This window comes from Cupriavidus sp. GW822-FHT02D05 (assembly GCF_058802485.1).
This window is the reverse complement of the sequence record NZ_JBXAOE010000029.1, coordinates 14581-41249: the sequence shown is the minus strand read 5'-3', so window position 1 is coordinate 41249 and position 26669 is coordinate 14581. Positions and strand designations below refer to the sequence as shown.

At 65.8% G+C, this 26669-nt stretch carries 23 protein-coding genes and 1 pseudogene; 14 read left to right on the top strand and 10 right to left on the bottom strand.

The window, feature by feature from the left end; all coding sequences use genetic code 11:
* Positions 1–20: 20 nt before the first annotated feature.
* The 3 genes from AC1RQK_RS30800 to AC1RQK_RS30790 form a co-directional block, all read right to left on the bottom strand.
* Entirely contained in the window at positions 21–311 is a 291-nt protein-coding gene (locus AC1RQK_RS30800) for a pentapeptide MXKDX repeat protein (protein WP_492373377.1), read from the bottom strand.
* 61 nt (positions 312–372) lie between these two features.
* Positions 373–1146 (bottom strand): molybdopterin-dependent oxidoreductase, encoded by a 774-nt coding sequence (locus tag AC1RQK_RS30795; protein ID WP_459372991.1) that lies wholly within the window; start codon positions 1144–1146, stop codon positions 373–375.
* Positions 1147–1215: 69 nt separating this feature from the next.
* Positions 1216–1860, bottom strand: coding sequence for a cytochrome b/b6 domain-containing protein (locus AC1RQK_RS30790; protein ID WP_492373378.1), 645 nt, complete (start codon positions 1858–1860; stop codon positions 1216–1218).
* A 384-nt stretch (positions 1861–2244) separates the two neighbouring features.
* Between AC1RQK_RS30790 and hisN the strand changes: the two genes are divergently transcribed.
* The 4 genes from hisN to ppk2 all read left to right on the top strand — a co-directional run bounded on the left by hisN (position 2245) and on the right by ppk2 (position 6963).
* Positions 2245–3036 (top strand): histidinol-phosphatase, encoded by a 792-nt coding sequence (gene hisN / locus AC1RQK_RS30785; protein WP_492813100.1) that lies wholly within the window; start codon positions 2245–2247, stop codon positions 3034–3036.
* Between the two features lie 137 nt (positions 3037–3173).
* Positions 3174–4427, top strand: coding sequence for an Hsp70 family protein (locus AC1RQK_RS30780; protein WP_459372993.1), 1254 nt, complete (start codon positions 3174–3176; stop codon positions 4425–4427).
* 516 nt (positions 4428–4943) lie between these two features.
* The gene (locus AC1RQK_RS30775; RefSeq protein ID WP_492813098.1) at positions 4944–5963 is read left to right on the top strand and encodes a transporter; all 1020 of its coding nucleotides are present in this window, start codon (positions 4944–4946) and stop codon (positions 5961–5963) included.
* 82 nt (positions 5964–6045) lie between these two features.
* Complete coding sequence (ppk2, locus tag AC1RQK_RS30770; RefSeq protein ID WP_492375283.1) at positions 6046–6963, top strand: polyphosphate kinase 2; 918 nt, start codon at positions 6046–6048, stop codon at positions 6961–6963.
* Here ppk2 and AC1RQK_RS30765 read toward each other — a convergent pair.
* Both AC1RQK_RS30765 and AC1RQK_RS30760 read right to left on the bottom strand, forming a co-directional pair.
* Positions 6957–7082, bottom strand: coding sequence for a hypothetical protein (locus AC1RQK_RS30765; RefSeq protein ID WP_492813096.1), 126 nt, complete (start codon positions 7080–7082; stop codon positions 6957–6959). The genes ppk2 and AC1RQK_RS30765 overlap by 7 nt on opposite strands.
* The gene (locus tag AC1RQK_RS30760; protein WP_492813094.1) at positions 7079–7966 is read right to left on the bottom strand and encodes an alpha/beta hydrolase; all 888 of its coding nucleotides are present in this window, start codon (positions 7964–7966) and stop codon (positions 7079–7081) included. The genes AC1RQK_RS30765 and AC1RQK_RS30760 overlap by 4 nt, the downstream gene beginning before the upstream one ends.
* A gap of 208 nt (positions 7967–8174) precedes the next feature.
* On the opposite strand from AC1RQK_RS30760, the gene AC1RQK_RS30755 reads away from it, so the two are divergent.
* The 3 genes from AC1RQK_RS30755 (at position 8175) to AC1RQK_RS30745 (ending at position 11726) form a co-directional block, all read left to right on the top strand.
* A complete protein-coding gene (locus AC1RQK_RS30755) occupies positions 8175–9488 on the top strand; it encodes a cation:proton antiporter (RefSeq protein WP_492375286.1) in 1314 nt (437 codons plus the stop codon).
* A 145-nt stretch (positions 9489–9633) separates the two neighbouring features.
* Positions 9634–11304, top strand: coding sequence for a M30 family zinc metallopeptidase (locus AC1RQK_RS30750; protein ID WP_492813092.1), 1671 nt, complete (start codon positions 9634–9636; stop codon positions 11302–11304).
* A 98-nt stretch (positions 11305–11402) separates the two neighbouring features.
* A complete protein-coding gene (locus AC1RQK_RS30745; protein WP_492375288.1) occupies positions 11403–11726 on the top strand; it encodes a hypothetical protein in 324 nt (107 codons plus the stop codon).
* A 21-nt stretch (positions 11727–11747) separates the two neighbouring features.
* On the opposite strand, the gene AC1RQK_RS30740 is transcribed toward AC1RQK_RS30745, so the two are convergent.
* A complete protein-coding gene (locus AC1RQK_RS30740; RefSeq protein WP_492375289.1) occupies positions 11748–12845 on the bottom strand; it encodes a substrate-binding domain-containing protein in 1098 nt (365 codons plus the stop codon).
* 287 nt (positions 12846–13132) lie between these two features.
* Here AC1RQK_RS30740 and AC1RQK_RS30735 point away from each other — a divergent pair, with 287 nt between their 5' ends.
* The 5 genes from AC1RQK_RS30735 to AC1RQK_RS30715 all read left to right on the top strand — a co-directional run bounded on the left by AC1RQK_RS30735 (position 13133) and on the right by AC1RQK_RS30715 (position 19205).
* Entirely contained in the window at positions 13133–13648 is a 516-nt protein-coding gene (locus tag AC1RQK_RS30735) for a formate dehydrogenase subunit gamma (protein ID WP_492375290.1), read from the top strand.
* Positions 13645–15198 (top strand): formate dehydrogenase beta subunit, encoded by a 1554-nt coding sequence (locus AC1RQK_RS30730; RefSeq protein ID WP_492813089.1) that lies wholly within the window; start codon positions 13645–13647, stop codon positions 15196–15198. The genes AC1RQK_RS30735 and AC1RQK_RS30730 overlap by 4 nt, the downstream gene beginning before the upstream one ends.
* 88 nt (positions 15199–15286) lie before the next feature.
* Entirely contained in the window at positions 15287–18142 is a 2856-nt protein-coding gene (gene fdhF / locus AC1RQK_RS30725; RefSeq protein ID WP_492813088.1) for a formate dehydrogenase subunit alpha, read from the top strand.
* Entirely contained in the window at positions 18139–18984 is an 846-nt protein-coding gene (gene fdhD / locus AC1RQK_RS30720) for a formate dehydrogenase accessory sulfurtransferase FdhD (RefSeq protein ID WP_492813086.1), read from the top strand. The genes fdhF and fdhD overlap by 4 nt, the downstream gene beginning before the upstream one ends.
* Complete coding sequence (locus AC1RQK_RS30715; RefSeq protein ID WP_492375294.1) at positions 18981–19205, top strand: formate dehydrogenase subunit delta; 225 nt, start codon at positions 18981–18983, stop codon at positions 19203–19205. The genes fdhD and AC1RQK_RS30715 overlap by 4 nt, the downstream gene beginning before the upstream one ends.
* 886 nt (positions 19206–20091) lie before the next feature.
* On the opposite strand, the gene AC1RQK_RS30710 is transcribed toward AC1RQK_RS30715, so the two are convergent.
* Genes AC1RQK_RS30710 through AC1RQK_RS30700 form a run of 3 tightly spaced genes read right to left on the bottom strand, consistent with a single transcriptional unit; the run spans position 20092 to position 23463 of the window.
* On the bottom strand, positions 20092–20787 hold the full coding sequence (locus AC1RQK_RS30710) for a transglycosylase domain-containing protein (protein ID WP_309409935.1): 696 nt from the start codon (positions 20785–20787) through the stop codon (positions 20092–20094).
* Positions 20788–20846: 59 nt separating this feature from the next.
* The gene (locus AC1RQK_RS30705) at positions 20847–21896 is read right to left on the bottom strand and encodes an Ldh family oxidoreductase (RefSeq protein ID WP_492813083.1); all 1050 of its coding nucleotides are present in this window, start codon (positions 21894–21896) and stop codon (positions 20847–20849) included.
* A gap of 25 nt (positions 21897–21921) precedes the next feature.
* Positions 21922–23463: a DASS family sodium-coupled anion symporter gene (locus tag AC1RQK_RS30700; protein WP_477134319.1), complete on the bottom strand. Its 1542-nt coding sequence runs from the start codon at positions 23461–23463 to the stop codon at positions 21922–21924.
* A 401-nt stretch (positions 23464–23864) separates the two neighbouring features.
* On the opposite strand from AC1RQK_RS30700, the gene AC1RQK_RS30695 reads away from it, so the two are divergent.
* Both AC1RQK_RS30695 and AC1RQK_RS30690 read left to right on the top strand, forming a co-directional pair.
* Positions 23865–24119 carry an RNA-binding protein gene (locus AC1RQK_RS30695; protein ID WP_416050438.1) on the top strand — a complete coding sequence of 85 codons (255 nt, stop codon included), beginning with the start codon at positions 23865–23867 and terminating at the stop codon, positions 24117–24119.
* Positions 24120–24178: 59 nt separating this feature from the next.
* Positions 24179–24970 (top strand): tyrosine-protein phosphatase, encoded by a 792-nt coding sequence (locus AC1RQK_RS30690; RefSeq protein ID WP_492375297.1) that lies wholly within the window; start codon positions 24179–24181, stop codon positions 24968–24970.
* A gap of 738 nt (positions 24971–25708) precedes the next feature.
* Here the strand turns inward: AC1RQK_RS30690 and AC1RQK_RS30685 are convergent.
* Positions 25709–26669, bottom strand: a pseudogene (locus tag AC1RQK_RS30685) (hypothetical protein); the annotation flags it as partial.

The following is a 26669-nucleotide window of genomic DNA, read 5'->3' as shown; positions in this document are numbered from 1 at the left end:
CAGGCAAGCGGGCGCACTGCTTACTGCTTCGTCGTGTCCTTGCCCATGGTGTCCTTGCCCATCGAGTCCTTGCTCATGGAGTCTTTGCTCATGCTGTCCTTGCCCATCTTGTCCTTGCTCATCTTGTCGTGGCTCTTGCTCATCTTGTCCTTGCTCATCTTGTCTTTGCCCATGGTGTCCTTGCCCATGGTGTCCTTGGCCATGCTGCTGTCATTGCTCATGGCATCCTTCTTCATGGAGTCCTGGGCAAAGGCATGACCCGCAAACAGCATCGTGGTCGAGAGCAGGGTGGCTGCGAAAATTTTGTTCATGAAGATCTCCTTGGGTTGGTCAGTGTGCAGGCCGGCATCATGCCGGCCAATTTCAAGCGGATCAGGATCCGCCGAACCAGTTGTATCCCTGGTCTTCCCAGTAACCGCCGGGATACGTGTTGGTGACGTACAGCGCCATGATGTGCTTGGGATTCTTGTAGCCAAGCTTGGTCGGCATGCGCAGTTTCATGGGGAAGCCGTACTTGGGCGGCAGCTTCTCCCCGTCGTAGGTAAAGGTCAGCAGCGTCTGCGGATGCAGCGCGGTGGGCATGTCGATGCTGGTGAAATAGTCGTCGGCACAGCGAAAGCCCACGTACTTCGCGCTGGTGTCGGCACCCACGCGATGCAGGAATTCCGAGAAGGGCGTGCCACCCCACTTGCCGATGGCGCTCCAGCCTTCCACGCAGATATGGCGCGTGACCTGCGAGGTCTGCGGCAGCGCGTAGAGCTGCTCGAGCGTCCACGGATCCTTGCGCGCCACCATGCCGCCGACCTCCAGCCGGAAGTCGGCACCGTCGACCTCGGGTACTTCGTCCTCGCCGTAGAAGGCATTGAACGGGAACGGCCGCGTGATCATGGACTCTGCGTAGGTGGGCGCGAGCCGCTTGGGGTCGAACAGCCAGCCTTGCACGCGATCGTTGAAGCGCGATACCGCGGTGAGAAAGCGCTCCACCGAGGCGTCGTCGCTCAGGCTGCAACCCGTCAGCATCGACAGCCCGCCCAGCGTGATGGCGCGCTTGGCGAACAGGCGGCGCGACGGCATATCGAGTTCGCGCACGGCGTCTCGCAGGATCAGGCGTCGGTCTAGCGTGACGATGGGTTTGGATTTGTTCATGGCGGTTCTCCGCGATGCGGCTCTGTGGATTCAGTTCTGTGGATGCGTTTGCGTGAACACGGCCGGCGATCAGCGGCCGCGCAGCATGATCAGCAGCGTGCGCGGCACCAGCGCCACCATGGCCACATGCACCACGATGAACAGCACGATGGCGCTCATGCACACGAAGTGGACCCAGCGCGCCGCGTCATAGCCGCCCATCAGGTCGCGCAGCAGCGGGAATTGCACCGACTTCCAGATTGCCAGGCCGGACAGCACCGTGACCACGATGACCACCACCACGCCCAGGTACATGGCCTTCTGGGCTGCGTTGTATTCAGCCAGGTCCGGGTGCGCCAGCCGGCCGCGCAGCGCCGCGGCGATATCGCGCAGCGCGGCGGGCACCGACAGCGGCAGGAAGCGGCGGCGGAACCGTCCGGTGAGGACGTTCATCAACAAGTAGAACAGCCCGTTGGCGACCAGCAGCCACATGGCGGCGAAGTGCCACTGCAGTGCCCCGCCCAGCCATCCGCCGAGCGTGATGCCCTTGGGGAAATGCAGGCCGAACAGTGGCGACGCGTTATAGATGCGCCAGCCGCTCATCACCATGATGATGACGGCGATGGCGTTGAGCCAATGAGTGATGCGCACCCATGCCGGCTGGATGGAGGCGGACGTTTGTCCGCGGCGGCCCTGTGCGGGCCGCGATAGCTGGGAGGCTGTGTCCACCGTCATTCTCCAATGTTCCGTGGCGCTCGCAGGTGCGGCTGCAACGGTTTATGTGCCTTTGTCGACGGTGGCGGCACGAACTTACACGCGGGACGGAAATTTTTCCTGGCACGCGGGCACGTCGGCAACGGGTGTCCCCGGAGTCACTCAGCGAGCTCGGCGAAAGAAGGTACGGACTGCTGGGCGACGCATGGACGGCTACCCGCACTCTTGACATTAGCACTCCGCCCGCGAGACGCCAAAGGCGATCGATGCCCGCCTCCCACGGCCCGCTACAATGCTGGCGGGCCGCGTGGCCAGCGCTGCCCCACAGCGCGCGCGCAGCCCGGCCTGCCCGCAGCCGCATACGGCCGCCGCCCCGACACCATCCACGGACCCCAGGACCTCCGCATGCCTTTGACCGCAGAGCAGCTTATCGAATACATGGACTTCGCCGCAGGCCTCGCGCAGGCCGCCGGCAACGCCAGCCTGCCGTACTTCCGCAGCGCCCCGGCGGTAGAGGACAAGGGCGGCCGGCACTTCGACCCGGTCACCGCGGCCGACAAGGCAGCCGAGCGCGCCATGCGCAACCTGATCCTGGCGAAATACCCGGAGCACGGCATCCTGGGCGAAGAAGAAGACCGCGTGGCCGGCACCTCGCCGCTGACCTGGGTGCTCGATCCCATCGACGGCACCCGTGCCTTCATTACCGGGCTGCCGCTCTGGGGCACGCTGATCGCGCTCAATGACGGCCAGCGCCCGGTGATCGGCATCATGGACCAGCCGTTCACGCGCGAGCGGTTCAGCGGCGATGGCAGCCAGGCATGGCTCAACGGCCAGCCCCTGCGTACCCGGCCGTGCGCCGACCTGGCGCAGGCCAAGCTGATGTGCACCACGCCGGAGATGTTCGAGGACGCGGCGCAGTTCGCCGCCTTCCGCCGCGTGGCGGACGCCGCCCGCATGCAGCGCTACGGCGGCGATTGCTACGCCTACTGCATGGTCGCGGCAGGCCATGTGGATGCCGTGGTCGAGGCCGGCCTGAAGGCCTACGACGTGCAGGCGCTGATTCCCATCGTGCAAGGCGCTGGCGGCGTCATGACCAGTTGGACCGGCGGGGATGCGCAGCAGGGCGGCACCGTGGTGGCCTGCGGCGACCCGCGGCTGCACCAGCAGATACTCGCGCTGCTGAATGCGCCTGCTTGAGCACTCCCGTGGCCCTGGCGTGCCGGCCGGGCTTGCTATCATGCTGGCCGCAACGTCCGGCGCGGAAAAAAGACGGCCCAGCCAGCACGGCCATCCCGGCCCGGACTTAACCATGCAGTAGGGAAGAAACCAGAAACATGATGTCAAACGCTTGCGGCCTAGATTTCGGCACGTCCAATTCCACGGTGGGCTGGTGCCGGCCGGGACAACCCACGCTGTTGCCGCTCGAAGATGGCAAGCTCACGCTGCCCTCCGTGATCTTTTTCCATTCCGAGGATCCGCTGGTCAGCTACGGCCGCGCCGCGCTTGGCGACTACCTGGCGGGCTATGAAGGCCGGCTGATGCGCTCGCTCAAGAGCCTGCTCGGCACCTCGATGATGGAGGACAGCACCGAGGTCATGGGGCAGGCCATGCCGTTTCGCAAGCTGCTCTCGCACTTCATCGGCGAGCTCAAGCAGCGCGCCGAGACCTCGGCCGGCGCCAGCTTCGACAAGGTCGTGCTGGGCCGCCCGGTGTTCTTCATCGACGAAGACCCCAAGGCCGACCAGCTCGCCGAGCAGACGCTGCGCGAGATCGCGGCGGATGCCGGCTTCAAGGACATCGAGTTCCAGTATGAGCCGATCGCCGCGGCCTTCGATTATGAAGCCACGATCGCGCGTGAGGAACTGGTGCTGGTGGCCGACATCGGTGGCGGCACCTCCGACTTCTCGCTAGTGCGCCTGTCGCCCGAGCGGGCCGGCAAGGTCGACCGGCGTGGCGACATCCTGGCCAACGGCGGCGTGCACATCGGCGGTACGGACTTCGACAAGAGCTTGAGCCTGGCGAGCGTGATGCCATTCCTGGGCCTGGGCAGCGAGCTGCGCAATGGCAAGGCGATGCCTTCGGGCCAGTATTTCGACCTGGCGAGCTGGCACACCATCAACCTGGTCTACACCCGCAAGGCATGGTCGCACGTGATGGACAACTATCGCGATGCCGCCGACAAGATAAAGCTGGACCGCCTGATCAGCCTGATCAAGCAGCGCGCCGGCCACTGGCTCGCGATCCAGGTGGAAGCCGCCAAGATCGCCTTGTCGGGCGAGCCGCAGACGCAGCTCGACCTCGGGCGCATCGCCCCGGGCGAGACCATGGCGATCAGCCGCGCTGACTTTGACCAGTCCATTGCGAAGCTGGTTGGCAAGACCGAGGTGACGGTGCAGGCGTTGTTGCGCGATGCGGGCGTGCAGGCGGATGCGATCGACACCGTATTGTTTACCGGCGGGTCCAGCAGCGTGCCTTTGCTGCGTGAGCGGCTGTCCGAGCTGATCCCCGGGGCGCAGCGGATCGAGGGCGATCTGTTTGGCGGCATTGGTTCCGGGTTGGCGCTGGATGCCCGGCGCAAGTTCGGGTGAGGGGATTGGGTGGGGTAGGTTGACTGCAACTGCAACTGCTCAACGTCAAGGGCAACTGCAGTTTCACCACCCCTGCGGGGCGGCGACCTACTTTCTTGTCTCGCCAAGAAAGTAGGCAAAGAAGGCGACCCGGATGCGGCGAAAGACTCCTCGTCGCCAGACCAAAAGAGCGGCCGGGACCCAAACTCACATCGCCTTAAGGCGATGCTCAGACACGGGTCCCTCTTTTCCGCTCTTTTGGCCTGACGACGAGGCGCCGCATAACGGGAGATTCAAACCTCCACGCCTCGGTTTGCATCGCGCTTGGGTGATTTCCGCCTGGAGGCGGGAATCACGGCTACACGGAATATCGTTTTCTGCTCTCTCTGGTTCGCTCCCCCCACGCAGTGGGAGGGGCCGGGCGGGCGCAGGCAAGAGCGAGATGCCCTAGACCGCAGCCCATGGCCGGGTGCCGTCCGTCATCCCCGCATGCTAATGTCCCATCTTCGCGAATTCGCGTTTTCGAAGAGGCACCACATGCATGCGGCTATCGTCGAAGCCAGCTACGGCTCCGATCCGGTTGGTCTGGTCAGCGGCTTCCGCTTCCTGCCCGGCGAGCCGGGCCAGCCCATCGATTCCGCCGCGGCGGCCGCGTGGCTCGGGCAGCCTGCGTCGGGCGACGAGTTTCTTTGGCTGCACTTCAATCTGTCGCATAGCGCGTGCGAGCGCTGGCTCAAGGGCCAGCTCGACCTGCCCGAGGGATTCTTCGAGGCGCTGCGCGAGGGCTCGCGCTCCACCCGCATCGAGCGCCTGGATACGGCGCTGCTTGCGGTGGTCAATGACGTGATCTACAACTTCGGCGTGGCCACCACCGATATCTCCACGCTGTGGGCCTGCGCCGACCGCCGCATCCTGGTGACAGCGCGCATGAAGCCGCTGCGCTCGGTTGACCAGCTGCGCGCCTCGGTGCGCCAGGGCGAGTTGTTCCACACGCCGCTGGCGCTGCTGGTGCATTTGCTGCGCGACCAGGCCGATGTGCTGGTGCGCATCGTGCGCGAAACCAGCGTGACCGTGGACCAGGTCGAGGATCGCCTGCTCTCGCATCGTCTGCACGGCAACCGCGCGGAGCTTGGCTCCATGCGCCGCGGCCTGGTGCGCTTGCAGCGGCTGCTCGCGCCCGAGCCTGGCGCGCTGTTCCGCCTGCTCAACCGGCCTCCCGCCTGGCTGCAGGACCAGGACATCCAGGATCTGCGCTCCTCCACTGAGGAATTTTCGCTGGTGCTGAGCGACCTGGCCGCGCTGGTCGAGCGCATCAAGCTGCTGCAGGAAGAGATCGCGGCCAAGCTCAACGAGCAGACCAACCGCACGCTGTTCACGCTGACGCTGGTCACCGTGCTGGCGTTGCCGATCAACATTGTGGCCGGCTTCTTCGGCATGAATGTGGGCGGGATTCCGCTGGCGGACCATCCGCACGGTTTCTGGGTGCTGGTGGTGCTGGTGGCCAGCTTCACCGTGCTGGCGGGGCGCTGGGCCTTCCGCAAGCAGGGCGATTACTGAGCGCACGGGTGACCATTCACGAGCGCGTCACATCTCGCGGTTAGCCTGCCAGTCACCACGTTGTTGCGAACAGGAGTTAGCAATGAGACCAGACGAGAACGAGCTGATTCGGCGTATCCACCGCGAGGTGGCCGATCACTATGACGAAGAACTCGAACTGGAGCTGGAAGACCACCATGTCGATACGCTGTTCGGCGAAGCCGCCGGCGGCCTGGACGACGACGAGCGGGCTGCGCGGCGGCTGTACTTTCGCGAGCTGTTCCGCCTGCAGGGCGAGCTGGTCAAGCTGCAAAGCTGGGTGGTGGAGACTGGCCACAAGGTCGTGATCTTGTTTGAAGGGCGCGACGCGGCCGGCAAAGGCGGCGTGATCAAGCGCATCACCCAGCGGCTCAATCCGCGCGTGGCCCGGGTGGCGGCGCTGCCGGCGCCCAACGACCGCGAACGCACCCAGTGGTATTTCCAGCGCTATGTCTCGCACCTGCCGGCGGCGGGGGAGATCGTGCTGTTCGACCGCAGCTGGTACAACCGCGCCGGCGTGGAGCGCGTGATGGGCTTTTGCACCGACGACCAGTACGAAGAGTTCTTCCGCTCGGTGCCGGAGTTCGAACGCATGCTGGTGCGCTCCGGCATCCAGGTGATCAAATACTGGTTCTCGATCTCGGACGAAGAGCAGCACCTGCGCTTCCTCTCCCGCATCCACGATCCGCTCAAGCAGTGGAAGCTCAGCCCGATGGATCTCGAATCCCGCCGGCGCTGGGAGGATTACACCCGCGCCAAGGAAATCATGCTGGAGCGCACGCATATCGACGAGGCGCCGTGGTGGGTGGTGCAGGCGGTCGACAAGAAAAAAGCGCGCCTCAATTGCATCCATCACCTGCTGCAGCAGATGCCTTATGAAGAGCGCGTGCAGCCGCCCGTGGTGCTGCCGCAGCGCGAGCGGCACGACGACTACTCGCGCCAGCCGGTGCCCGACAACATGATCGTGCCGGAAGTCTACTGAGCCTTCTTTTTCGCGCGCCGCGACGACGTCTTGCGCGGGTGCCGGCAGCCCTTGCCGTAGCCGTAGCCGGTGGCGTTGTCGAACCTGCAGATATAGAGGCAGGCAGACGCCACGCTCATGCCGCGCTCCTGCAACCGGCGCGCTGCAGGATGAAGCTGGCCACGTCGTCGCGCACGGGCGCCAGCCAGTGCAGCGGGTCGGCGAACACGCCGATCAGCAGTGTGTGGGAGAGCCGGGCATAGCTGCGGAACTGCACGGGCACGCCGCGTTGTTCCAGCCGCGTTGCCATTTGCGCGGAGTTGCGCAGCGGGTTGATCAGGCGGTCGCCGTCGTCCACGCCGATGAACGCTGCGGGTGAGCGCGCATCGGCGTAGTCGATCGGCTGCGAACCGGGCGGGTAGTCGGGGTGGTGGAACACCGGCTGCGCCTGGCGATTCTCGATCGGCAGGAAATCGTAGGCCCCTGCCAGCCCGATCCAGCCGCGCAGCAGGGCGGGACTCATGTCGAAGCTGCCGAGCCAGCGCGCATCGAGCGCGAGCATGGCGGCGTTGTAGCCACCCGCGCTGTGCCCCATCAGGAACAGCCGTTGCGGGTCGCCGCCGTAGCCGGCGATCTCGCGCCGCGTCCACGCGACCGCGCGCGCGTTGTCCACCAGGAAATCCGGATAGCTGACTTCGGGGTAGAGGCGATAGTCCGGGATCACGGTCAGGATGCCGCGCGCGGCCAGCGCTGCCGCGACGAAGGCGTACTCGGCCTTTTCCCCGCTGTTCCAGGTGCCCCCATACAAGAACACCACGACCGGCGCCTGGCCTGGGCACGCCGGCTGGCGCGGCGCATAGATGTCGAGCCTGGCGCGTTCGCCGTCGCCGTAGGGCACGTTGGTGCTCAGGGCATAGGCTTTGCTTTGGGTTAAGGCATTGAGCACGTCCGATGTGGAGCAGGCGCTTAGGCCGACCACCAGCGGCAATGCCAGGAGGAGCGAAAGAAAGCGCGGTCTGAGCATCGGCAAGGCTTCCTCTTCGGTAGCTTTTTCAAGTGCTGCCAGCCATTCTTGCATAGTCGCCGCGCGCAGTGCGGCATGGCGTGCCCGCCGGGCCAGGCATGGATGCACAGCAAGTTGAATGCCACGCGCGCTTCGCACGTCTCACCCCGGTGCATGCCCTGCCTGGCTCCGGCTATTCTCAGTGAAGGCTCGCTACAGGAGGTGTTCCTTGTTTGGTACCTGGGCTTGGGTCATCGGCGCGTTGCTCATCACCATGGGTTTGATCAGTTCGCAGGTAAAGCGGCTGCCGCTGTCGGCGTCGGCGCTTTACCTGCTGTTCGGCATCGGGCTCGGGCCATGGGGGCTTGGCCTGATCCGGGGCGATGTGACGGATCGCGATCATGCGGTTGCGCTGGAGATCGTGACGGAGATCGCCCTGCTGGTATCGCTGTTCGCGGTGGGGCTGCGGCTGCGTGTGCATCCGCGCGATCGCCTCTGGCGCGTTGCCCTGCGGCTGGCCACGGTGGGGATGCTGCTGACCATCGCCATGCTGTTCGCGATTGGCTTCTGGGCCATGGGCTTGCCTGCGGGCGTGGCCCTGCTGCTCGCGGCCATCCTGGCGCCAACGGATCCGGTGCTGGCCTCCGACGTGCAGGTCGAGGATACGCAGGACCGCGACCGGATGCGCTTTAGCTTGACCGGGGAGGGCGGGCTCAACGACGGCGCCGCGTTTCCCTTCGTCATCCTCGCGCTTGGCCTGATGGGCGCGCAGGATGCCGGCATTGGCTGGCAGCGTTGGCTGTGGGTCGACCTGCTGTGGGCCTCGCTGGCTGGCCTGGCCCTGGGCTGGAGCATGGGCTGGCTGTGCAGCCGCGCGGTGCTGGCCCTGCGCAAGCGCCAGCGTGGCGCGGCCGGCATGGAGAGCTTCTTCGCCGTCGGCCTGATCGGGCTGGCTTACGGCGCCGCGCTGGCCGTGCACAGCTATGGCTTCCTGGCGGTGTTTGCCGCGGGCATGGCCATGCGCCACGTCGAGCACCAGGAGAACCAGGACGTCGAGGCTGACGAAGTGCTGGGCGCGACCGTGTTCTCGGAGCAGGAGAGCACGGCCGTGCAGCACGACAAGGCTGCCGCCTACCTGGCGCACACCGTCAGCGAGTTCTCGCTGGACCTCGAGCGGCTAGCCGAGCTTAGCGTGATGGTGGCGGTGGGCGCGCTGCTCTCCGTACGGATGCTGCGCTGGGAGTACCTTGGCCTGGGGCTGGCGCTGATCCTCGTGGTGCGCCCGCTGGCCGTGGGGATCTCCACCATCGGGGTTGCGCTGCAGCCGCCGCAGCGGCGGCTCATTGCCTGGTTTGGCGTGCGCGGCATCGGCTCGGTCTACTACCTGGCTTATGCGCTTGCGCATGGTGCGGATTTCCGCCACGGGGCCATGCTGGCCGACGCCACGCTCTGCGTGGTGGTGCTATCGGTGGTGCTGCACGGCTCATCGGCCACGCCCCTGATGGCGATGTACCGGCGCTGGCGCGGCGCCGCCAAGGCCTGAATCCATTGGCTTGCGCAGCGCTTCTGGCACTCGCCTGCAGTTTTCTCCCTCGTTAAAGCTCTTGTCCCGGATGCCGTTATTTGTGTGGCTTAGGCTTCGTGCGCCCAGGCCTGCATCCACAGAACAAGAATCGGAGCTTTAGAACATGAGGGGTCCTCTCTTCCGCCAATGCGCAAGCCAGCTCGCTGCCCTGCTGGCCGCCATGTCTGTCGCCGCCTGCGGTGGCGGTGGCGGCGATGCGCCAGCTGCCGCCCAGACAAACGCGAGTCCTTCCGTGCCGGTCGCCAGCGCGCCCGTGCCGCCCACGCTGGCGCCGGCCTGCGGCGGCTGCAGCGCCGTGGATGCCAGCAATTACTCGGGTTCCGGCGTCGGCGTCTGGTCTGCCTCCAACACCACCGGCGCGCCAGCCGATGTGCCCGTTGCCATCGGCGGCGTGAATGGCAAGGCCGTGACGCTGCTCTACACCAACGGCGCCACGGCGCAGGCCATGCCGGCCGGCCTGTCGCTGTCGGTGATCCAGTCCGTGCTGGGCAACCTCTCGATTCAGTCGGTCTCCACCGGGCAGGACGAACAAACGCTGCGCGACATTGCCGAGTTCAATCGCACCGGCTGGGCAGCACTGGCCGGCGGCAAGCAGGTGGCCAGCCTTTCCGAAATCGCACCGCCACCGCCGCTCGCTTCCGTGCTCAACGATACCAAGAGCTGGTACCACACCGACGGCACACGCCGCGCGGCCACGCTGGTCAAGCAAGTGAGCACGACAGACGCCACCACCGTCAACATCTGGGTGGAGACCACCGAGTCGGCGCCTGGCAAGGTCACCGGCACCCTCGTCGACACGCTGGCTGCCGCCTTCGCTAGCGGCGGCGGCATCTACGACATGCTGACCTCGGTCGGCGGCCCGTTGTGGGGCGCGCACAGCTACAACAACCTGATCGCCGGCAGCGGCCAGCCGGTGGATATCGTCGTGCTCAACTTCGACAACAATGGCAAGCCATTCGGCACCGTGGGCTATTTCTGGGGCCTGCACAACCTGAAGGCCACCTCGGATTCACGCAGCAACGAGTCGCTGTCGCTCTATCTCGATTCCGAGACCCTGTACCTGGGCGGCGCCGAAGGCCTGAAGTCGATGAAGATGACCATGGCGCACGAGGGGATGCATATGCAGAACTTCTACCGCCGCGGCGTCAAGGCCGGCCAGCAGTACGCATTCGATAGCTGGCTGGAAGAAATGTCCGCGATGATGATGGAGGACTTCGCCAGCCAGACCATCGACCCCACGTACAACGCGATCCGCGACGTGCGTTTCAGGGACTACGTGAGCTATGGCAACGGCAACTTCAACTGCAATATGCTGAATTTCACTGGATTCGGCGCCACCTGCGAGAGCTATTCGGTGTCGGGCAGCTTCGGCGGCTTCCTGGACCGGCAACTCGGCCTGGCCTTTTACAAGGACCTGCTGGGCCGGACTTCCAGCGCGGACTCCAAGACCGTGCTCGACCAGGCCATCAAGGCCGCGCGCCCGGACTCCGGCTTTAGCCAGGAACTGTTGCGCTGGAGCGTGACCAGCAATTCGCTGATGCCAGCCGCGACGTCGCCGTCGCGTTACGGCTACCCGGCCCGTGTCGACGGCGGCTTTACGCTCCCGCTGATCGATCCGGACCTGTTCCGCGCCTCGCGCAAGCTGCCGGTGGCCGTGCCCGCCACGTTGCAGCCGTATGGTAGTTTCCCGGTGGTTCGCAGCAACGGGGGTGCCACGTTCAGCGAGACCGTGCGCGTGCCTGCCGGCGCTACGCTATCCGTCGTGGTGTACTGATTGTACTGACCGCGCTAAGCGCAGGCTCGCCGGATCTGCCTCCGGCGGCTCCCGGGCGGCGATGTTCGCCGCCCGGACTTGTCAATCCAACAAACCTCATGCGCCGAATCCTGCTCCTGATTGCTGCCCTGTCCGTCGTGCTGGCTGCGTGCGTGCACGCGGTGCCGGCCGGGCGGTCCATCGCCTTGACGGGCACGGTGATGGTCAAGGGCAGCGCCCTGTTCCAGCAGCCGGTGCTGGTCACCGCTGATGGCGAGGCATGGGTGCTGGAGAAATTCCCTGTCGGCGAGGCCGAGGCGTTGCGCGGCCAGAAGGTGGGCGTGACCGGCACCGTGCTGCGCGCAAACCAGCCCGGCACGTGGGCGCCGGCCATCCGCGTCGAGCGGATCGAGGCCGTGCCGGACGGCGCGCCTGCGCGCTAGATCCGGCTAGCTCCAGCCTGGTCAGTCGCTCGGGCCCGCGCGGTCGGGGAACGCCTCTTCCAGCGTCAATACCGTACCGGTCAGGCTACCGTCATAGCCGGGCAGGGCATCCACCACCTGCCGGAAACCGGCGCTCCTGAGTGCCGCGACGGCGCCGGCCAGTGCTGGGCTTTGCAGGCGCTCCCGCTCGATCACAAAGAAGTACCGTTCCTTGAGCACCGGCACGAAATCCAGCCCGAAGCGGCGCGCCGCCGTCTCCACGCCGAACCCCGCATCCGCCATGCCGCTGCCGATATAGGCGGCCACCGCGGCGTGGGTGAACTCGCCATTGCTGTAACCCTCGATGCGCCCGCTGTCGATGCCGCGCGCCTTGAGCATCAGGTCCAGCAGCAGCCGCGTGCCGGAACCGGTCTGGCGGTTGACGAAGCGCACGTCGGCGCGGCAGAGATCTTGCAGCGTGGTGACCTGCTTCGGGTTGCCGGGGCGCACGAAGATGCCTTGCGAGCGAACCGCGAGCTGAATCAGGCAATGGGTCTGCGGGCGAATCCATGTGGCAAAGCTCGCCAGCATGTCCCGCTCGAATTCGCCGATCGGCACATGGAAGCCGGCAATATCGCAGGCACCTTGCGCAAGTGCCGCAACCGCCTCAAGGCTGCCGCAGTATTTCAGGTCGTGGCGCACCTGGTGCGCATCCAGGAAATCATGCAGCGCCGCCACCGCGAAGCCATGGCTGGCGTGCAGGCGCAGCGTGGGGCCGGGTTGGTCCACCAGCTTTTTCAGTTCGATTTCCAGTTCCGAGGCCAGGCTCTCCAGCGTGGGTGAGAGCCGCGCGGCAATGCGCTTGCTGGCCCACACCAGTTGCTGTGCCAGCGGCGACAGCGCGCTGCCGCGCCCGCGGGTCTTGACGATCAGCGCGCCGCCGAACAGGGTTTGCGCGTCACGCAGGATGCCCCAGGCGTAGCGGTAGGACAGGCCGGTCGCCTGCGCCGACTGGCTGATGCTGCCTGTGCTTTCGATATGCCCGAGCAAGGTGACCAGGCGGGACACGTCTAGTGGGGCGCTGGCGGCATCGCTGTCGTCGCGGATTTGGAGGTGGGGCAGGATCGAGATGCGAATCATATGAGAAAAATAGCATATTGCTCGAACGTGGCCAACTGCCTATAGTCCGCTCGAAGAGGCATAGCACCCGATATAAGCCCGCTTAACTGCCCAGGCGAGATGGGGAATGCCCGTTCAGAGCCCCCAAGATATGAAAAAAATAGCATATAACGCGGTCGCCGCGACACGGCGTGCCGCACCCCGCAGCAAATCCTGGCAAGACGCGCAAGCCAATGCGCCACAACGTCTGCCGCTGGCGCCGCGCTTGAGCGCTTGCGCCGGCCCGAGCTGCGCCACCAGGAGACTCGATGTCTGATTCCGCTGCCAAGCCAGCCGCCAGCGCCGTGCGCGACCCGGTCGCCCGCATCGTGGCCGCGCGCCGCGACATGCCGGGCGCCTTGCTGCCCATCCTCCACGAGATCCAGGACACGGTAGGCTACGTGCCCGCCGACGCCTTGCCCGAGATTGCCCGCGCGCTCAACCTGTCGCGCGCCGAGGTGCATGGCGTGGTCACCTTCTATCACCACTTTCGCGACAGCAAGCCGGGCCGGCACGTGGTCCAGGTCTGCCGCGCGGAAGCGTGCCAGTCGGTTGGCAGCGAGGCCCTTGCCGCGCACGCCGAGCGCGCGCTGGGCTGCGGATTCCATGAAACCACCGCCGATGGCGAGTTCACGCTGGAGCCGGTGTATTGCCTCGGCCAGTGCGCCTGTGGCCCGGCCGTGATGATCGACGGGGAGCTGGCTGGCCGCGTCACGGCGCAGCGCTTCGATGCCCTGATCAAAGCCTGCGCGGACGTGGCAGTGGACCAGGAGGTGCAAGCATGAGCATCACCGTTTTCGTACCCCGCGATTCCAGCGCGCTGGCCATGGGCGCCGATGCGGTGGCCCGCGCCATCACGCGTGAGGCCACGGCGCGTGGCGCCAGCATCGAACTGGTGCGCAACGGCTCGCGCGGCATGTTCTGGCTTGAGCCGCTGGTTGAAGTGCAGACCCCCGCCGGACGTGTGGCCTATGGGCCGGTTACCGCCGAAGATGTCGCCGCGCTGTTCGATGCCGACTTCCTGGCGGGTGGCGCGCATGCGCTGGCGCAGGGGCTCACCGAGGAAATCCCGTTCCTCAAGGGGCAGGAGCGCTTGACCTTTGCCCGCATGGGCATCACCGATCCGCTCTCGCTCGCGGACTACATCGCACACGATGGCTATGCCGGCCTGACCCGCGCGCTGGCGCTGGACGGCGCGCAGATCGTGCAGGAAGTGACCGATTCCGGCCTGCGCGGACGCGGGGGCGCGGCGTTTCCCACGGGCATCAAGTGGCAGACGGTGCGCAACGCGCAGTCGCCCATCAAGTACGTGGTCTGCAATGCCGATGAAGGCGACTCCGGCACCTTCTCCGACCGCATGGTGATGGAAGGCGACCCGTTCATGCTGATCGAAGGCATGACCATCGCCGGCCTAGCTGTCGGCGCGGAGCATGGCTACATCTACGTGCGCTCTGAATATCCGCACGCTATCGCCGTGCTGGAATCCGCCGTCGGCATCGCGCAGGCGGCCGGCTGGCTGGGCGACGATATCCGCGGCAGCGGCCGGCGCTTCCGGCTCGAAGTGCGCAAGGGCGCCGGTGCCTATGTCTGCGGCGAGGAAACCGCGCTGCTGGAAAGCCTGGAGGGCAAGCGCGGCGTGGTGCGCGCCAAGCCGCCGCTGCCGGCCATCGAAGGGCTGTTCGGCAAGCCCACCATCATCAACAACGTGATCTCGCTGGCCACCGTGCCGGTGATCCTCGCGCGCGGCGCACAGTTCTATCGCGACTTTGGCATGGGCCGCTCGCGCGGCACGCTGCCGTTCCAGATCGCCGGCAATGTGCGCCAGGGTGGGCTGGTGGAGAAAGCCTTCGGCGTGACCCTGCGCGAACTGCTTGAGGGCTACGGCCAGGGCACGCGCAGCGCACGGCCCATCCGCGCGGTGCAGGTGGGCGGCCCGCTGGGCGCGTACCTGCCGGTGTCGCGGCTGGATACGCCGATGGACTACGAAGCCTTCGCCGCGTTTGGCGCGGTGCTGGGGCATGGCGGCATCGTGGTGTTCGACGACACCGTCGACATGGCCAGGCAAGCCCGCTACGCGATGGAATTCTGCACCATCGAATCCTGCGGCAAGTGCACGCCGTGCCGGATCGGCTCCACGCGCGGCGTCGAGGTGATCGACAAGATCATCGCGGGCGACCAGCCGGTGAAGCACGTCAAGCTGGTGCGCGACCTGTGCGACACCATGCTGGGCGGATCGTTGTGCGCCATGGGCGGCATGACGCCGTACCCGGTGCTGTCGGCGCTAGACGCATTCCCGGAAGACTTTGGCGTGGCAGCGCCAGCCAAAGCTGCCTGAGCGTAGCGCCTCAGCCTATCGAACCGGCGCTGCCACTGCGCCACTCTGAATCACCAGTATGCGGCCCAGGCCGCAGCGGGAGCCCGCCTTGAACACACGCAACGAAATCGACTTCGGCACGCCGGCCAGCGATTCACAACAGCAGGTCACCCTAGAGATCGACGGCGTCGACGTGACCGTGCCCGCCGGCACCTCGCTGATGCGCGCCGCCGTGCAAGCCGGTGTGAACGTGCCCAAGCTGTGCGCCACCGATAGCCTCAAGTCCTTCGGCTCCTGCCGCCTGTGCCTGGTCGAGATCGAAGGCCGGCGGGGCTTCCCCGCCTCGTGCACCACGCCGGCCGAAGCCGGCATGAAGGTGAAGACGCAAACCGACAAGCTGGCCGACCTGCGCCGCGGCGTGATGGAGCTGTATATCTCCGACCATCCGCTCGACTGCCTGACCTGCCCCACCAACGGCAACTGCGAGTTGCAGGATATGGCCGGCGTGGTCGGCCTGCGCGAAGTGCGCTATGGGTACGACGGCGCGAACCACCGCGCCGAGGCCAAGGACGAGTCCAATCCGTATTTCACCTACGATCCCTCCAAGTGCATCGTGTGCAATCGCTGCGTGCGCGCCTGCGAGGAAACCCAGGGCACCTTCGCGCTCACCATCAGCGGCCGCGGTTTTGACTCGCGCGTGACGGCGGGGCAGGGCGACAGCTTCATGGATTCCGACTGCGTGTCGTGCGGCGCCTGCGTGCAGGCGTGCCCTACCGCCACGCTGGCCGAGACCTCCATCATCCGCATGGGGCAGCCGGAGCACAGCAAGGTCACCACTTGCGCTTACTGTGGCGTGGGCTGCGCCTTCAAGGCGGAGATGAAGGGCAATGAAGTGGTGCGCATGGTGCCGTACAAGAACGGCCAGGCCAACGAGGGGCACTCGTGCGTGAAGGGCCGCTTCGCCTTTGGCTATGCGACCCACAAAGACCGCATCCTGAACCCGATGATCCGCGCCAGGATCACGGATCCGTGGCGCGAAGTGTCGTGGGAAGAAGCGATCAGCCACGCGGCCTCCGAATTCAAGCGCATCCAGGCCAAGCATGGCCGCGATGCCATCGGCGGCATCGTGTCCTCGCGCTGTACCAACGAGGAAGGCTACCTGGTGCAGAAGCTGGTGCGCGCCGCCTTCGGCAACAACAACGTCGATACCTGCGCGCGGGTTTGCCACTCGCCCACCGGCTACGGCCTCAAGCAGACGCTGGGCGAATCCGCCGGCACGCAGACCTTCCGCTCGGTGGAGAAGGCGGACGTCATCATGGTGATGGGCGCCAACCCGACCGACGGCCACCCCGTGTTTGCCTCGCGCATGAAAAAGCGCCTGCGCGCCGGCGCCAAGCTGATCGTGATCGATCCGCGCCGCATCGACCTGGTCGATTCGCCGCACGTGCGCGCCGACTTCCACCTGCAATTGCGTCCCGGCACCAATGTGGCGGTGGTGACGTCGATGGCCCACGTGATCGTCAGCGAAGGCCTGATGGCCGAATCGTTTATCGCCGAGCGTTGCGAGGACCGTGCGTTCCAGCAATGGCGCGACTTCGTCATGCTGCCGGAGAACTCGCCGGAAGCCATGGCCGAGATCACCGGCATTCCCGCCGGGCAACTGCGCGGCGCCGCACGCCTGTACGCCACCGGCGGCAATGCCGCGATCTATTACGGCCTGGGCGTGACCGAACATGCGCAGGGCTCGACCACCGTGATGGGCATCGCCAACCTCGCCATGTGCACGGGCAATATCGGCCGCGAAGGCGTGGGCGTGAACCCGCTGCGCGGACAGAACAACGTGCAGGGCTCGTGCGACATCGGCTCGTTCCCGCATGAACTGCCGGGCTACCGCCACGTGTCGGATTCCACCACGCGCGGGCTGTTCGAATCCGCGTGGAATGTGGAGATCAGCCCGGAGCCGGGCCTGCGCATTCCCAATATGTTCGAGGCCGCGCTGTCCGGCAGCTTCATGGGCCTGTACTGCCAGGGCGAAGACATCGTGCAGTCCGACCCGAACACGCAGCACGTGGCAGCCGCGCTGTCGGCCATGGAATGCATCGTGGTGCAGGACATCTTCCTCAACGAGACCGCCAAGTACGCGCACGTATTCCTGCCGGGCTCGTCCTTTCTGGAGAAGGACGGCACCTTCACTAACGCCGAGCGCCGTATCTCGCGCGTGCGCAAAGTGATGCCGCCCAAGGCGCGCTATGCCGACTGGGAAGCCACCGTGCTGCTGTCCAACGCGCTGGGCTATCCGATGGAGTACAAGCATCCTTCCGAGATCATGGACGAGATCGCGCGGCTCACGCCCACCTTCAGCGGCGTCAGCTACCAGCGCCTGGAAGAACTCGGCAGCATCCAGTGGCCGTGCAACGACGCCGCGCCCGAGGGCACGCCGACCATGCACATCGACGCATTCGTGCGCGGCAAGGGCAAGTTCATCATCACCCGCTACGTGCCCACCAACGAACGCGTGAACCGCAAGTTCCCGCTGATTCTCACCACGGGCCGCATCCTGTCGCAGTACAACGTCGGCGCACAGACACGCCGCACCGAGAACGTGATGTGGCATGACGAAGACCGCCTGGAGATCCATCCGCACGACGCCGAGGAACGCGGCATCAAGGACGGCGACTGGGTCGGCGTGCAAAGCCGCGCGGGCGAAACCGTGCTGCGCGCCATCGTCAGCGAGCGCATGCAGCCGGGCGTGGTCTACACCACCTTCCACTTCCCCGAGTCCGGCGCCAATGTGATCACCACCGACAACTCGGACTGGGCGACCAACTGCCCCGAGTACAAGGTCACCGCGGTGCAGGTCATGCCGGTGGCGCAGCCGTCCGAATGGCAGCGCCAGTACCGCGATTTCCACGATCAGCAGATGCAGTTGCTGCAGGCGGCCAGCGCCGAGGCAGGGCCGGCATGACACTCTGCGAACTCGCCATGGCCGACGCCGAGCCGGCCACCCACAGCACCTTCGCGGTCAGCCGCAGCCACCTCGGCGAGCTGGCACTGGAGGACGACGAGATTGCCGAGGAAGTGCCGGTTGCGCTCGAGTACAACGGCATCTCGCATGCGGTCATGCTGGCCTCGCCGGCCGATCTCGAAGACTTCGCGCTGGGCTTCAGCCTGAGCGAAGGGCTGGTGGCCAGCCCGCGCGATGTTTATGAGATAGAGACCGAGGTCCGCCCCGAAGGTATCGCGGTGCGGTTGCGCATCGCGGCGCAAGCCTTCGCCGCGCTCAAGGATCGGCGCCGCGCCATGGCGGGCCGAACCGGCTGCGGCCTGTGCGGCACCGAATCGCTGCAGGAAGTCATGCGCGCCCCGGCACCCGTGAGCGGCGGCGCCAGCTTCAGCGACGAGGCGATGTACGCCGCATTCGCGCAGTTGCAGACCCGGCAGGAACTGCTGCGCCACACCGGCGCCACGCACGCCGCCGCGTGGCTGCGCGCCGACGGCCAGGTTGCGCTGGTCCGCGAAGACGTGGGCCGCCACAACGCGCTCGACAAACTGATCGGCGCGCTGGCACGCACCGGCGAGGACCGCTCGCGCGGCGCCGTGCTGGTGACCAGCCGCGCCAGCTACGAAATGGTGCTGAAGACCGCCGGCGCCGGCGTCGGCGTGCTGGCCGCCGTATCCGGCCCGACCGCGCTCGCGGTACGCCTGGCGATCGATGCCGGCGTCACGCTGGCCGGCTTTGTACGCGCCGGCCGGCACGTGGTCTACTCCCACCCCCAACGTTTGCACAGCAGGACGGAACAAGCATGAACTCCGACAACCTCGTCAAGATGGCGAACCAGATCGGCACCTTCTTCGAAGCCATGCCGGACCGCGAAGAAGCGGTGGCGGATATCGCCAGCCATATCAAGCGCTTCTGGGAGCCACGTATGCGGCGCGCTTTGCTGGCGCGGCTGGATGGGAGTGAAGATGCTGGGCTGGATGAGATTGTGTTGTTGGCGGTGACGAGGTATCGGGGGGCGTTGGAGTGATTGGGGGAAGGTTGTTGGGGGTGGTCGCTGTTTGATTGCTGCGGCGATGGCATCTTGCACCCAAGGGCGTACGACATCCCCCTGCGGGGGCTGCCGGTCACTCTTCTTTGCGTCGGCAAAGAAGACTAACGAGAAGAAAGCCGACCCTGCCGGGCGCAGAGCAATAAGGCTTTCGAATATCGGTGGTTGCGTCGTACGGCCCGGAGTGTTGGCTGGCCTTTGCCATACCGGCTTGGAGGGCATCGTAAATGCATGACTCAATGGTCACGTTGTGGTGCCCCTGATCGCTTTGCTCGGTGCGCGTTCGACCATCTGCCGTTCGCGGCGCGTAGCACCACGATCCTGCCTGCCTTGGTGGTTTCGTGGTTTTGTCTCTGGCGGCGGGCGCCCGGCCATTTGATGCCCTGCCGTACCGGCGCGAGCGGCACCTTGCTTCACCCCCCTCTGGTTTCGTGGTGGGCACCGTGGCCCGTCCGCGAGGGCCGTGCTCACACCCACGACGCTCGTCCACTGAGACAAAACCACGAAACCAGCCACACCCGAAACGGCGCAGCACTTCGCCCCGCGAACGGCAGATGTGGGAATGGTCACCGCGCACGAGGTCAGGGGCCTCACGACGTAACCCATAGGTCATGCAATTGCGATGCCCTTTGAGCCGGTAGAACACGCTAGCCGACACTCGGGGCCGTACGACGTAACCACCGATATTCGAAAGCCTTATTGCTCTGCGCCCGGCAGGGTCGGCTTTCTTCTCGTTAGTCTTCTTTGCCGACGCAAAGAAGAGTGACCGGCAGCCCCCGCAGGGGGATGTCGTACGCCCTTGGGTGCAAGATGCCATCGCCGCAGCAATCAAACAGCGACCACCCCCCCATCACCAATCCATCCCCTACTTCAACCTCAACGGCTCCAACAACGCCGCATCATATTCCCCCCTCCCAATCCTCCCCAACTCCAGCATTCGCAGCAAGATATAAGCTTGCCGTTGCCGGGCGCGCCGAGGATTCACCACCGGGTTATTCGCCGAAGGCGCCTTCGGCAATCCGGCCAGCATCGCGCATTCCGCCAAAGTCAGCTCGCCCACCGGCTTGCCAAAATACGTCTCGGCGGCCTCGGCAAAACCATAGGCCCCTTGCCCAAGGTAGACCTTGTTCATGTAGAGCTCGAGGATCTCATCCTTGCTCATGGCGTGTTCGATCCGGTAAGCCAGCAGCACCTCATACAGCTTGCGGGTGTAGGTCTTCTCGCGCGAGAGGAAGAAATTGCGCGCCACCTGCATGGTGATGGTGGAGGCGCCCTGCGACAGCTCATCGGACAGGTTGGCCACGCCGGCGCGGATCACGCCGACATAGTCGATGCCGTCATGCAGGTAGAAGCGGTCGTCCTCGATGGCTACCACCGCCTGGGTCAGCTTGGGCGGTATCTCGCCGATGGGCACGTAGCCGGGCGACTGGCGGAAAGTGGTGAGCGCGTCCAGCGTGGGCAGCTGGCGCTGAGCGACGAGCACGGTGAGCGTGCCGAGCAGGGCCGCGCCCAGGATGAGCAGCAGCACCAGCTTGAGAAAATTCGACCAGAGACGTTCCATGGGCCGTATTGTGCCAGCACCGGCCATGTCCCTGCCCCGGCTCAAGCCGCCCCGCCGGTTCAGTCCGCCGGCAGCGCCACGCCAAGCTCCTTTGCCAGGGTTTCCAGGTTGCGCCAGATCGCAGGGTTCACGTCCAGGTGGGTGGTCGTGAGCGCGCGGTTGGCGGCTTCGAACTCGCCCGGGTATTGCACGCTGTCAAAGCCCGGGGCGGGCGGGGTGTCGTGCAGGTAGTTGACGAAGGCTTCCACCTCCGCGCCTTGCCAGCTCAGCCCCAGGTCCAGTTCCGGGTTCATCAGCAACGCGAACATATTGTTGGTGGCCACGCCGCCGCGCGGGTTCTCCGGCTGGATGGTGCCGCCGCCCGACAGCACGCCCGCGAGCAGCTCGGCTACCACGCCGAGCGCATAGCCCTTGTGGCCGCCGAAGGGCAGCAGCGCGCCCGGGTGTTCGCTGAACATGGCCCCGGCATCGGTGGTGGGGTTGCCTTCGCTGTCGATGATGCTGTTCTGCGGCGCGGGCTCGCCCTTCTCGGCCAGCACGCGGGCCTTGTTGATGGCGATGGCGCTGGTGGCGATATCCACCACCAGGGGCGGGCGGCCGTTGGGCATCGGCCCGGCGAAGCACAGCGGGTTGGTGGTCAGCCGCGCGGTGCGGCCGCCGTAGGGGGCCACCACCGGGGAGCGGTTGATCACATTGGTGAAGCTCAGCAGCACGAAGCGCTCCTTGGCCACCATCTCGCCGTAGTGGCCCATGCGGCCCAGGTGGTGTGAGCGGCGCAGCGCGACGATGCAGTGGCCGTGCTGGCGCACGCGCTCGATGGCGGTCTCGATGACGCGCTTGCCCACGTGCTGGCCGAAGCCGCCGTTGCCGTCGAACACCAGCAGGCTGTCGCGGTCGAGCACGCATTCGGCGCGGCCCGCCGGGTTGACGTTGCCGGTTGCCAGCGAGCGCTGGTAGTTGGGCAGGATCGACAGGCCGTGGCTGGTGTAGCCGCAGCGGTCGGCCTCGACCAGGTGCTCGGCCACGTCGTTGGCGATGTCGGTCGGCACGCCTTGCGCGGCGAGCAGGTCGCGGGCGAGCCGGGTGGCGGATTGCAGTGTTATCTTCATGTTCGTTCCTTGTCCCGGTGTGCGCTCAGATCCAGCCCAGCCAGCGCCAGTAGGTGGCGGCGAACAGCAGCATCAGGGCGTAGCCGATCACCGTCACGGGGATGCCGACCTTGGCGAACTGCTTGCCGTTGAAGGTGTCCGTGCCCAGGCAAACCATGTTTTGCGGTGCATTGATCGGCAGGATGAAGCCGAAGCTCACGGTGAAGCCGAGCAGCATCGTCAGGCCGATCTGGTTGATATCGCCCGGCAGCGTCTGCAGTACCGAGATCAGGATCGGCAGCAGCGCCGCGGTGAGCGCGGTGGCGCTGGCAAAGCCGAGGTGGATCAGGATCAGGAAGGCGGCCAGGATGGCGAACACCAGGATCGGGCCTTGCGTGGCGAGCCCGGAGTTGGCCACCACGAACTTGCCCAGCCACTGGCCGGCCTGCGTGGTGAGCAGCGCGGTACCCAGGCTGATGCCTACCCCGAACACGATCAGCGTGCCCCACGGCGTGCGTTGCTGCATGGTCTTCCAGTCCATCACGCCAATGCGCGGCATCATCAGGATCACCAGGCCGACGAAGGTCACGGTGGCGGTGTCGAACTGGTGCAGCTTGCCCTCGGTCGCCCAGAACAGCAGCAGCCCGATGGACACGGCGGCAAGCCGCTTCTGCGGGCCGCTCATCGGGCCCAGCCCGGCGAGTTCCTTTTGCACGGCTTCCTTACCGCCGGGGATGGCCTCGGTTTCAGCGGGCAACAGGAACCGCACCAGGAAATACAGCACGACCGACATCACGATGGCCCACGGCGCGCCGGCGATCAGCCATTGCAGCCAGGTGATGCGCTCGCCCAGCAGCTTGTCCATGAAGCCCACCGTCAGCAGGTTCTGCGCGGCGGCGGTCTGGATGCCGACGTTCCAGATGCTGGTGGCCATAGCCACGGTGATCATGATGCCGGCGGCGATATTGGATTTCTTGTCGACCCCGAAGGCCGCGATCACGCCCATCATGATCGGCACCACGCAGGCACTGCGCGCGGTCGCGCTCGGCACCACCAGCGACAGCGCGATGGTCACCACGATGCTGCCGATCAGGATGCGCCGCGTGCTGGTGCCGATGGCCGACAGCGTGACCAGCGCGATGCGCCGGTCGAGCCCGGTCACCGTCATTGCCGCCGAGATAAAGAGGGCGGCGGCAACCAGCGCCAGCGCGGTGTTGGAGAACCCTGCCAGCGCCATGCCGAGCGCGCGGGAGGTGCCGTACTGCGTGGCCGGGTCCGCCACCGTGGGCGCAAAGCCGATCAGTGCGGCCATCAGCGACGTGATCATGATGGCGCTGGCCTCGTAGGAGACCGCCTCGGTGATCCACACCACGATGGCAAAGGCGAGGATTGCCAGCATGCGATGTCCCGCCACCGGCAGGTCCGGGGGCAGGGGCAGGGCGAGTATGCCGATCAGTACCAGGACGGCGGCGTAGAGCCCCCATGGCGTGGATTTGCCGGGCGCGGCTTGCGGCACGGCGGCAGCCACACCGATAGCGGTGGGGGCGGCTGCGCGGACGGCTTGGGTTGGAGTGCGCGGGTCTGTCATCGCTTTCCCTTTTCTTGTCTTGTTGATCTTGGTTCGACACGGGAAGGCGGACGTCACGCGCGGGCAGATGGCTAGCCTGTGACTGGCAGGGTGGCGGCGTCGTTCGGCGGCGTTCCGTGAAGACCTGGCGAAGGCGGGAGACCGGCTTGCGGCCGGGCTGCCGCGTTCGACATGGGGAAATTATCGTGCCGGCCAACAGTGCCTGTCGAGGGTGGATCCGGGCGCATATGACGCGGATCAAAGAACCGGCTCGCACAGGGAAATTTCGATGCGCCAAGCGGTCAGACTTTCAGATCATTGCGATACAAGGGCTTGCGGGCGTTGCGCAGCGAGCACAACAACCGGCAGCCCCGCACACTAATGAGCCGCCCGAACGTGATCTGAAAACTTTGGAGTGCATGATGAAGGTTTTAGTGAGAGGACTACGCGCCGAAGTCGACGCATCCGCGCTGCGCACGGCGCTGGCCGCCTACGTGCGGGTCAAGGACATCGAGCTGATCTGCGAGGGCGACGGTGCGCATCCCTGGGCCTGGGTCGACCTGGATCTGGACGATGTGGACCCGATGAGCGTGTGGAAACTGGTGGCGAAGCTCGATCGCCGTTATATTGCTGGATGCCATACGCGCTGGCATGTGCCGGCCTATCGCGCGCGCTGAGCCGCCGACACGTGCGGTGCGCGCGCCACCGAACGACAAAGACAGGGCAGGGACACACGATGCAGGAAAACATGGCCGATGCGCCATCACAAGGTGCCGGCGTGCCGGGCAACGCAGCGCTTGCGCTGGACAATGTAGTCAATCTGCGCGACCTTGGCGGCCTCGCCACGCGCGACGGCCACCGCGTGCGTGCCGGCAAGCTGTTTCGCAGCGGCAACCCGGGCCTGGCCAGCGCGGCGGATATGGAACGGCTGCGCGCATTGCAGCTGGACATGGTGATCGACTTCCGCTCGGCCGGTGAGAAGACCGCTGCGGAAAGCCCCTTTGGCGAGGCCTTCCGCTGGGTCGCCACGCCGGTGCTCGAAGGCAGTATGTCGATGGCCGAGCTGATGCCGCGTTTGCGCGACGGCAGCGCGCAGCAGATGGAAGCCTTCATGCTGGAGGTCTATGGTGACTTTCCGCGCAAGTACCAGGCCGCCTTTGGCGGTTTCCTGAAGACTGCGGAGCAGGGCGGCAACCTGCTGTACCACTGCACCGCGGGCAAGGATCGTACCGGCTTTGCCTCGATGCTGCTGCTGGCCGGCCTGGGCGTGGAGCGCGGCATCATCATGGCCAACTACCTGGAATCGAATCACTGGAACCAGGGCTTCAACCAGAAGATGAGCGCCGGCGCGGCGCAGTTCGGTGTCGATCCCGCGGTGATGTGGCCGCTGCTGGCGGTGAAGGCCTCTTACCTGGAAGCCTCGATGCACGCCATCGAGCAGGACTACGGCGGCATCGATGCCTACCTGGGCGACGTGCTCAAGGTGGATGCCGAGCGCCTGCGCCAGGCCTATCTCGTACGCGCTTAGCGATCCTTGTCTCCAAGGTGCTTTGCGAGCGCGTCATCCCGAGCGCGTCATCCCCCAACGGACCGTTAGCGCAGCGCCGGCCATCGTAGCAGTGCGAGGCGGACGGCCGGCGGGACTTTAGCCCAGCGCGGTCGCTCGTGGGGTCGTTTTTGCCAATGTCAGGACTTGTCAGCTTTTCTGGCTGGCCGTTGGATAGAGTCGGAGCCTATATAAAAGTCTCCGATTTCATTCTCCAATGCGTAGTCCTATTTCCTGTTACGCAACCGGATCGGTCACCGGCAAGCTCGCGGTCGGCGGGCTGTTCGGGCAATACGTCAGTCCTTTTTCTGATTACCTGTCGGCCTCTTTTGCCACGGGAGCGGTCAGTGGGGGCGACGCTGTTGGTGGCCTGATCGGGAACGCTTTGGGGCACATCGAGCAAAGCTATGCCACGGGATCCGTAGCGGCCACCGGTGTCAAGTCCTATGCCGCCAGAGCAGGTGGCCTGGTCGGCTATTCAAGCTCGACGCTGATCCTTAACAGCTATGCCACGGGAGACGTCACTGCCACGATTTCCGGCAAGAGCTCGGTCTATGCAGGTGGATTGGTGGGGCAATTGGAGACTGCAAACCTACCCCTGCAAGAGATCGATACGAGCTATGCGAGCGGGCTGGTAAACAATGGCAGTGGAGGCGGCTTGATCGGCGGGCCGAGCGGCTCCCTTCCTCCCCCCGATACCGCGTGGGGAGTCTGGAACAATCAAAACAAGCAAGCCGTTGCACAGGTAGGAGGGACCGCGTTGACTCCAGCGCAGATGAAGGATCCCACCAATGCGGCATGGACAAAGCTCCTCCAGACGACCCAGACCGTCACCCAGATTTCCACGTCTGCAAGTGATACCACCGCCAAGGCGCCGATCTGGGGGGCGGCTGCGTCAGGGACCAGCGCTCCTGTCCTTTGCGTTTTCGGCGGGTGTGCCACCAGCTCCAGTTCGGGTTCGTCGAGTGGCTCCGGTTCGTCTGGCGGCTCGGGCTCGTCGAGTGGTTCGGGTTCGTCGAGTAGCTCGGGATCATCGAGCGGTTCGGGTTCGTCGAGTAGCTCGGGCTCGTCGAGTAGCTCGGGTTCATCGAGTGGTTCAGGTTCGTCGAGTGGCTCGGGTTCCTCCAGCGGATCGGGCTCTTCTAGCGGTAGCGGTTCATCCGGCAGCTCGTCGGGTGGATTCCCGGTGCCAATTCCGCCGCCTCCGGCGCCCGTTCCCGTGCCGATGCCGTCGCCGCCGCCACTGGATCCGTCCTCCGGCAGTTCGAGCGGCAGCGGCGGTTCGTCGAGTGGCAGCTCCAGCGGCAAGCCCGATGACGCGGGCTCGTCGAGCGGTAGCGGTTCGTCATCCGGGAGCAGTGGTTCGTCCAGCGGCAACACGAACGATGGCGCAGGCTCATCGAGCGGCAGTGGCTCGTCGGGCAGCGGTTCTTCGTCCGGCAACAGTGGCTCTTCCAGCGGTAGCTCCGGCGGCAACACGAGCGATGGCCCGGGGTCATCGAGCGGCAGCGGCTCGTCGGGTAGCGGCTCTTCGTCCGGCAACAGTGGTTCTTCCAGCGGCAGCTCCGGTGGCAACACGAGCGACGGCCAGGGTTCATCGAGTGGCAGCGGCTCGTCGGGTAGCGGCTCTTCGTCCGGCAACAGTGGTTCTTCCAGCGGCAGCTCCGGTGGCAACACGAGC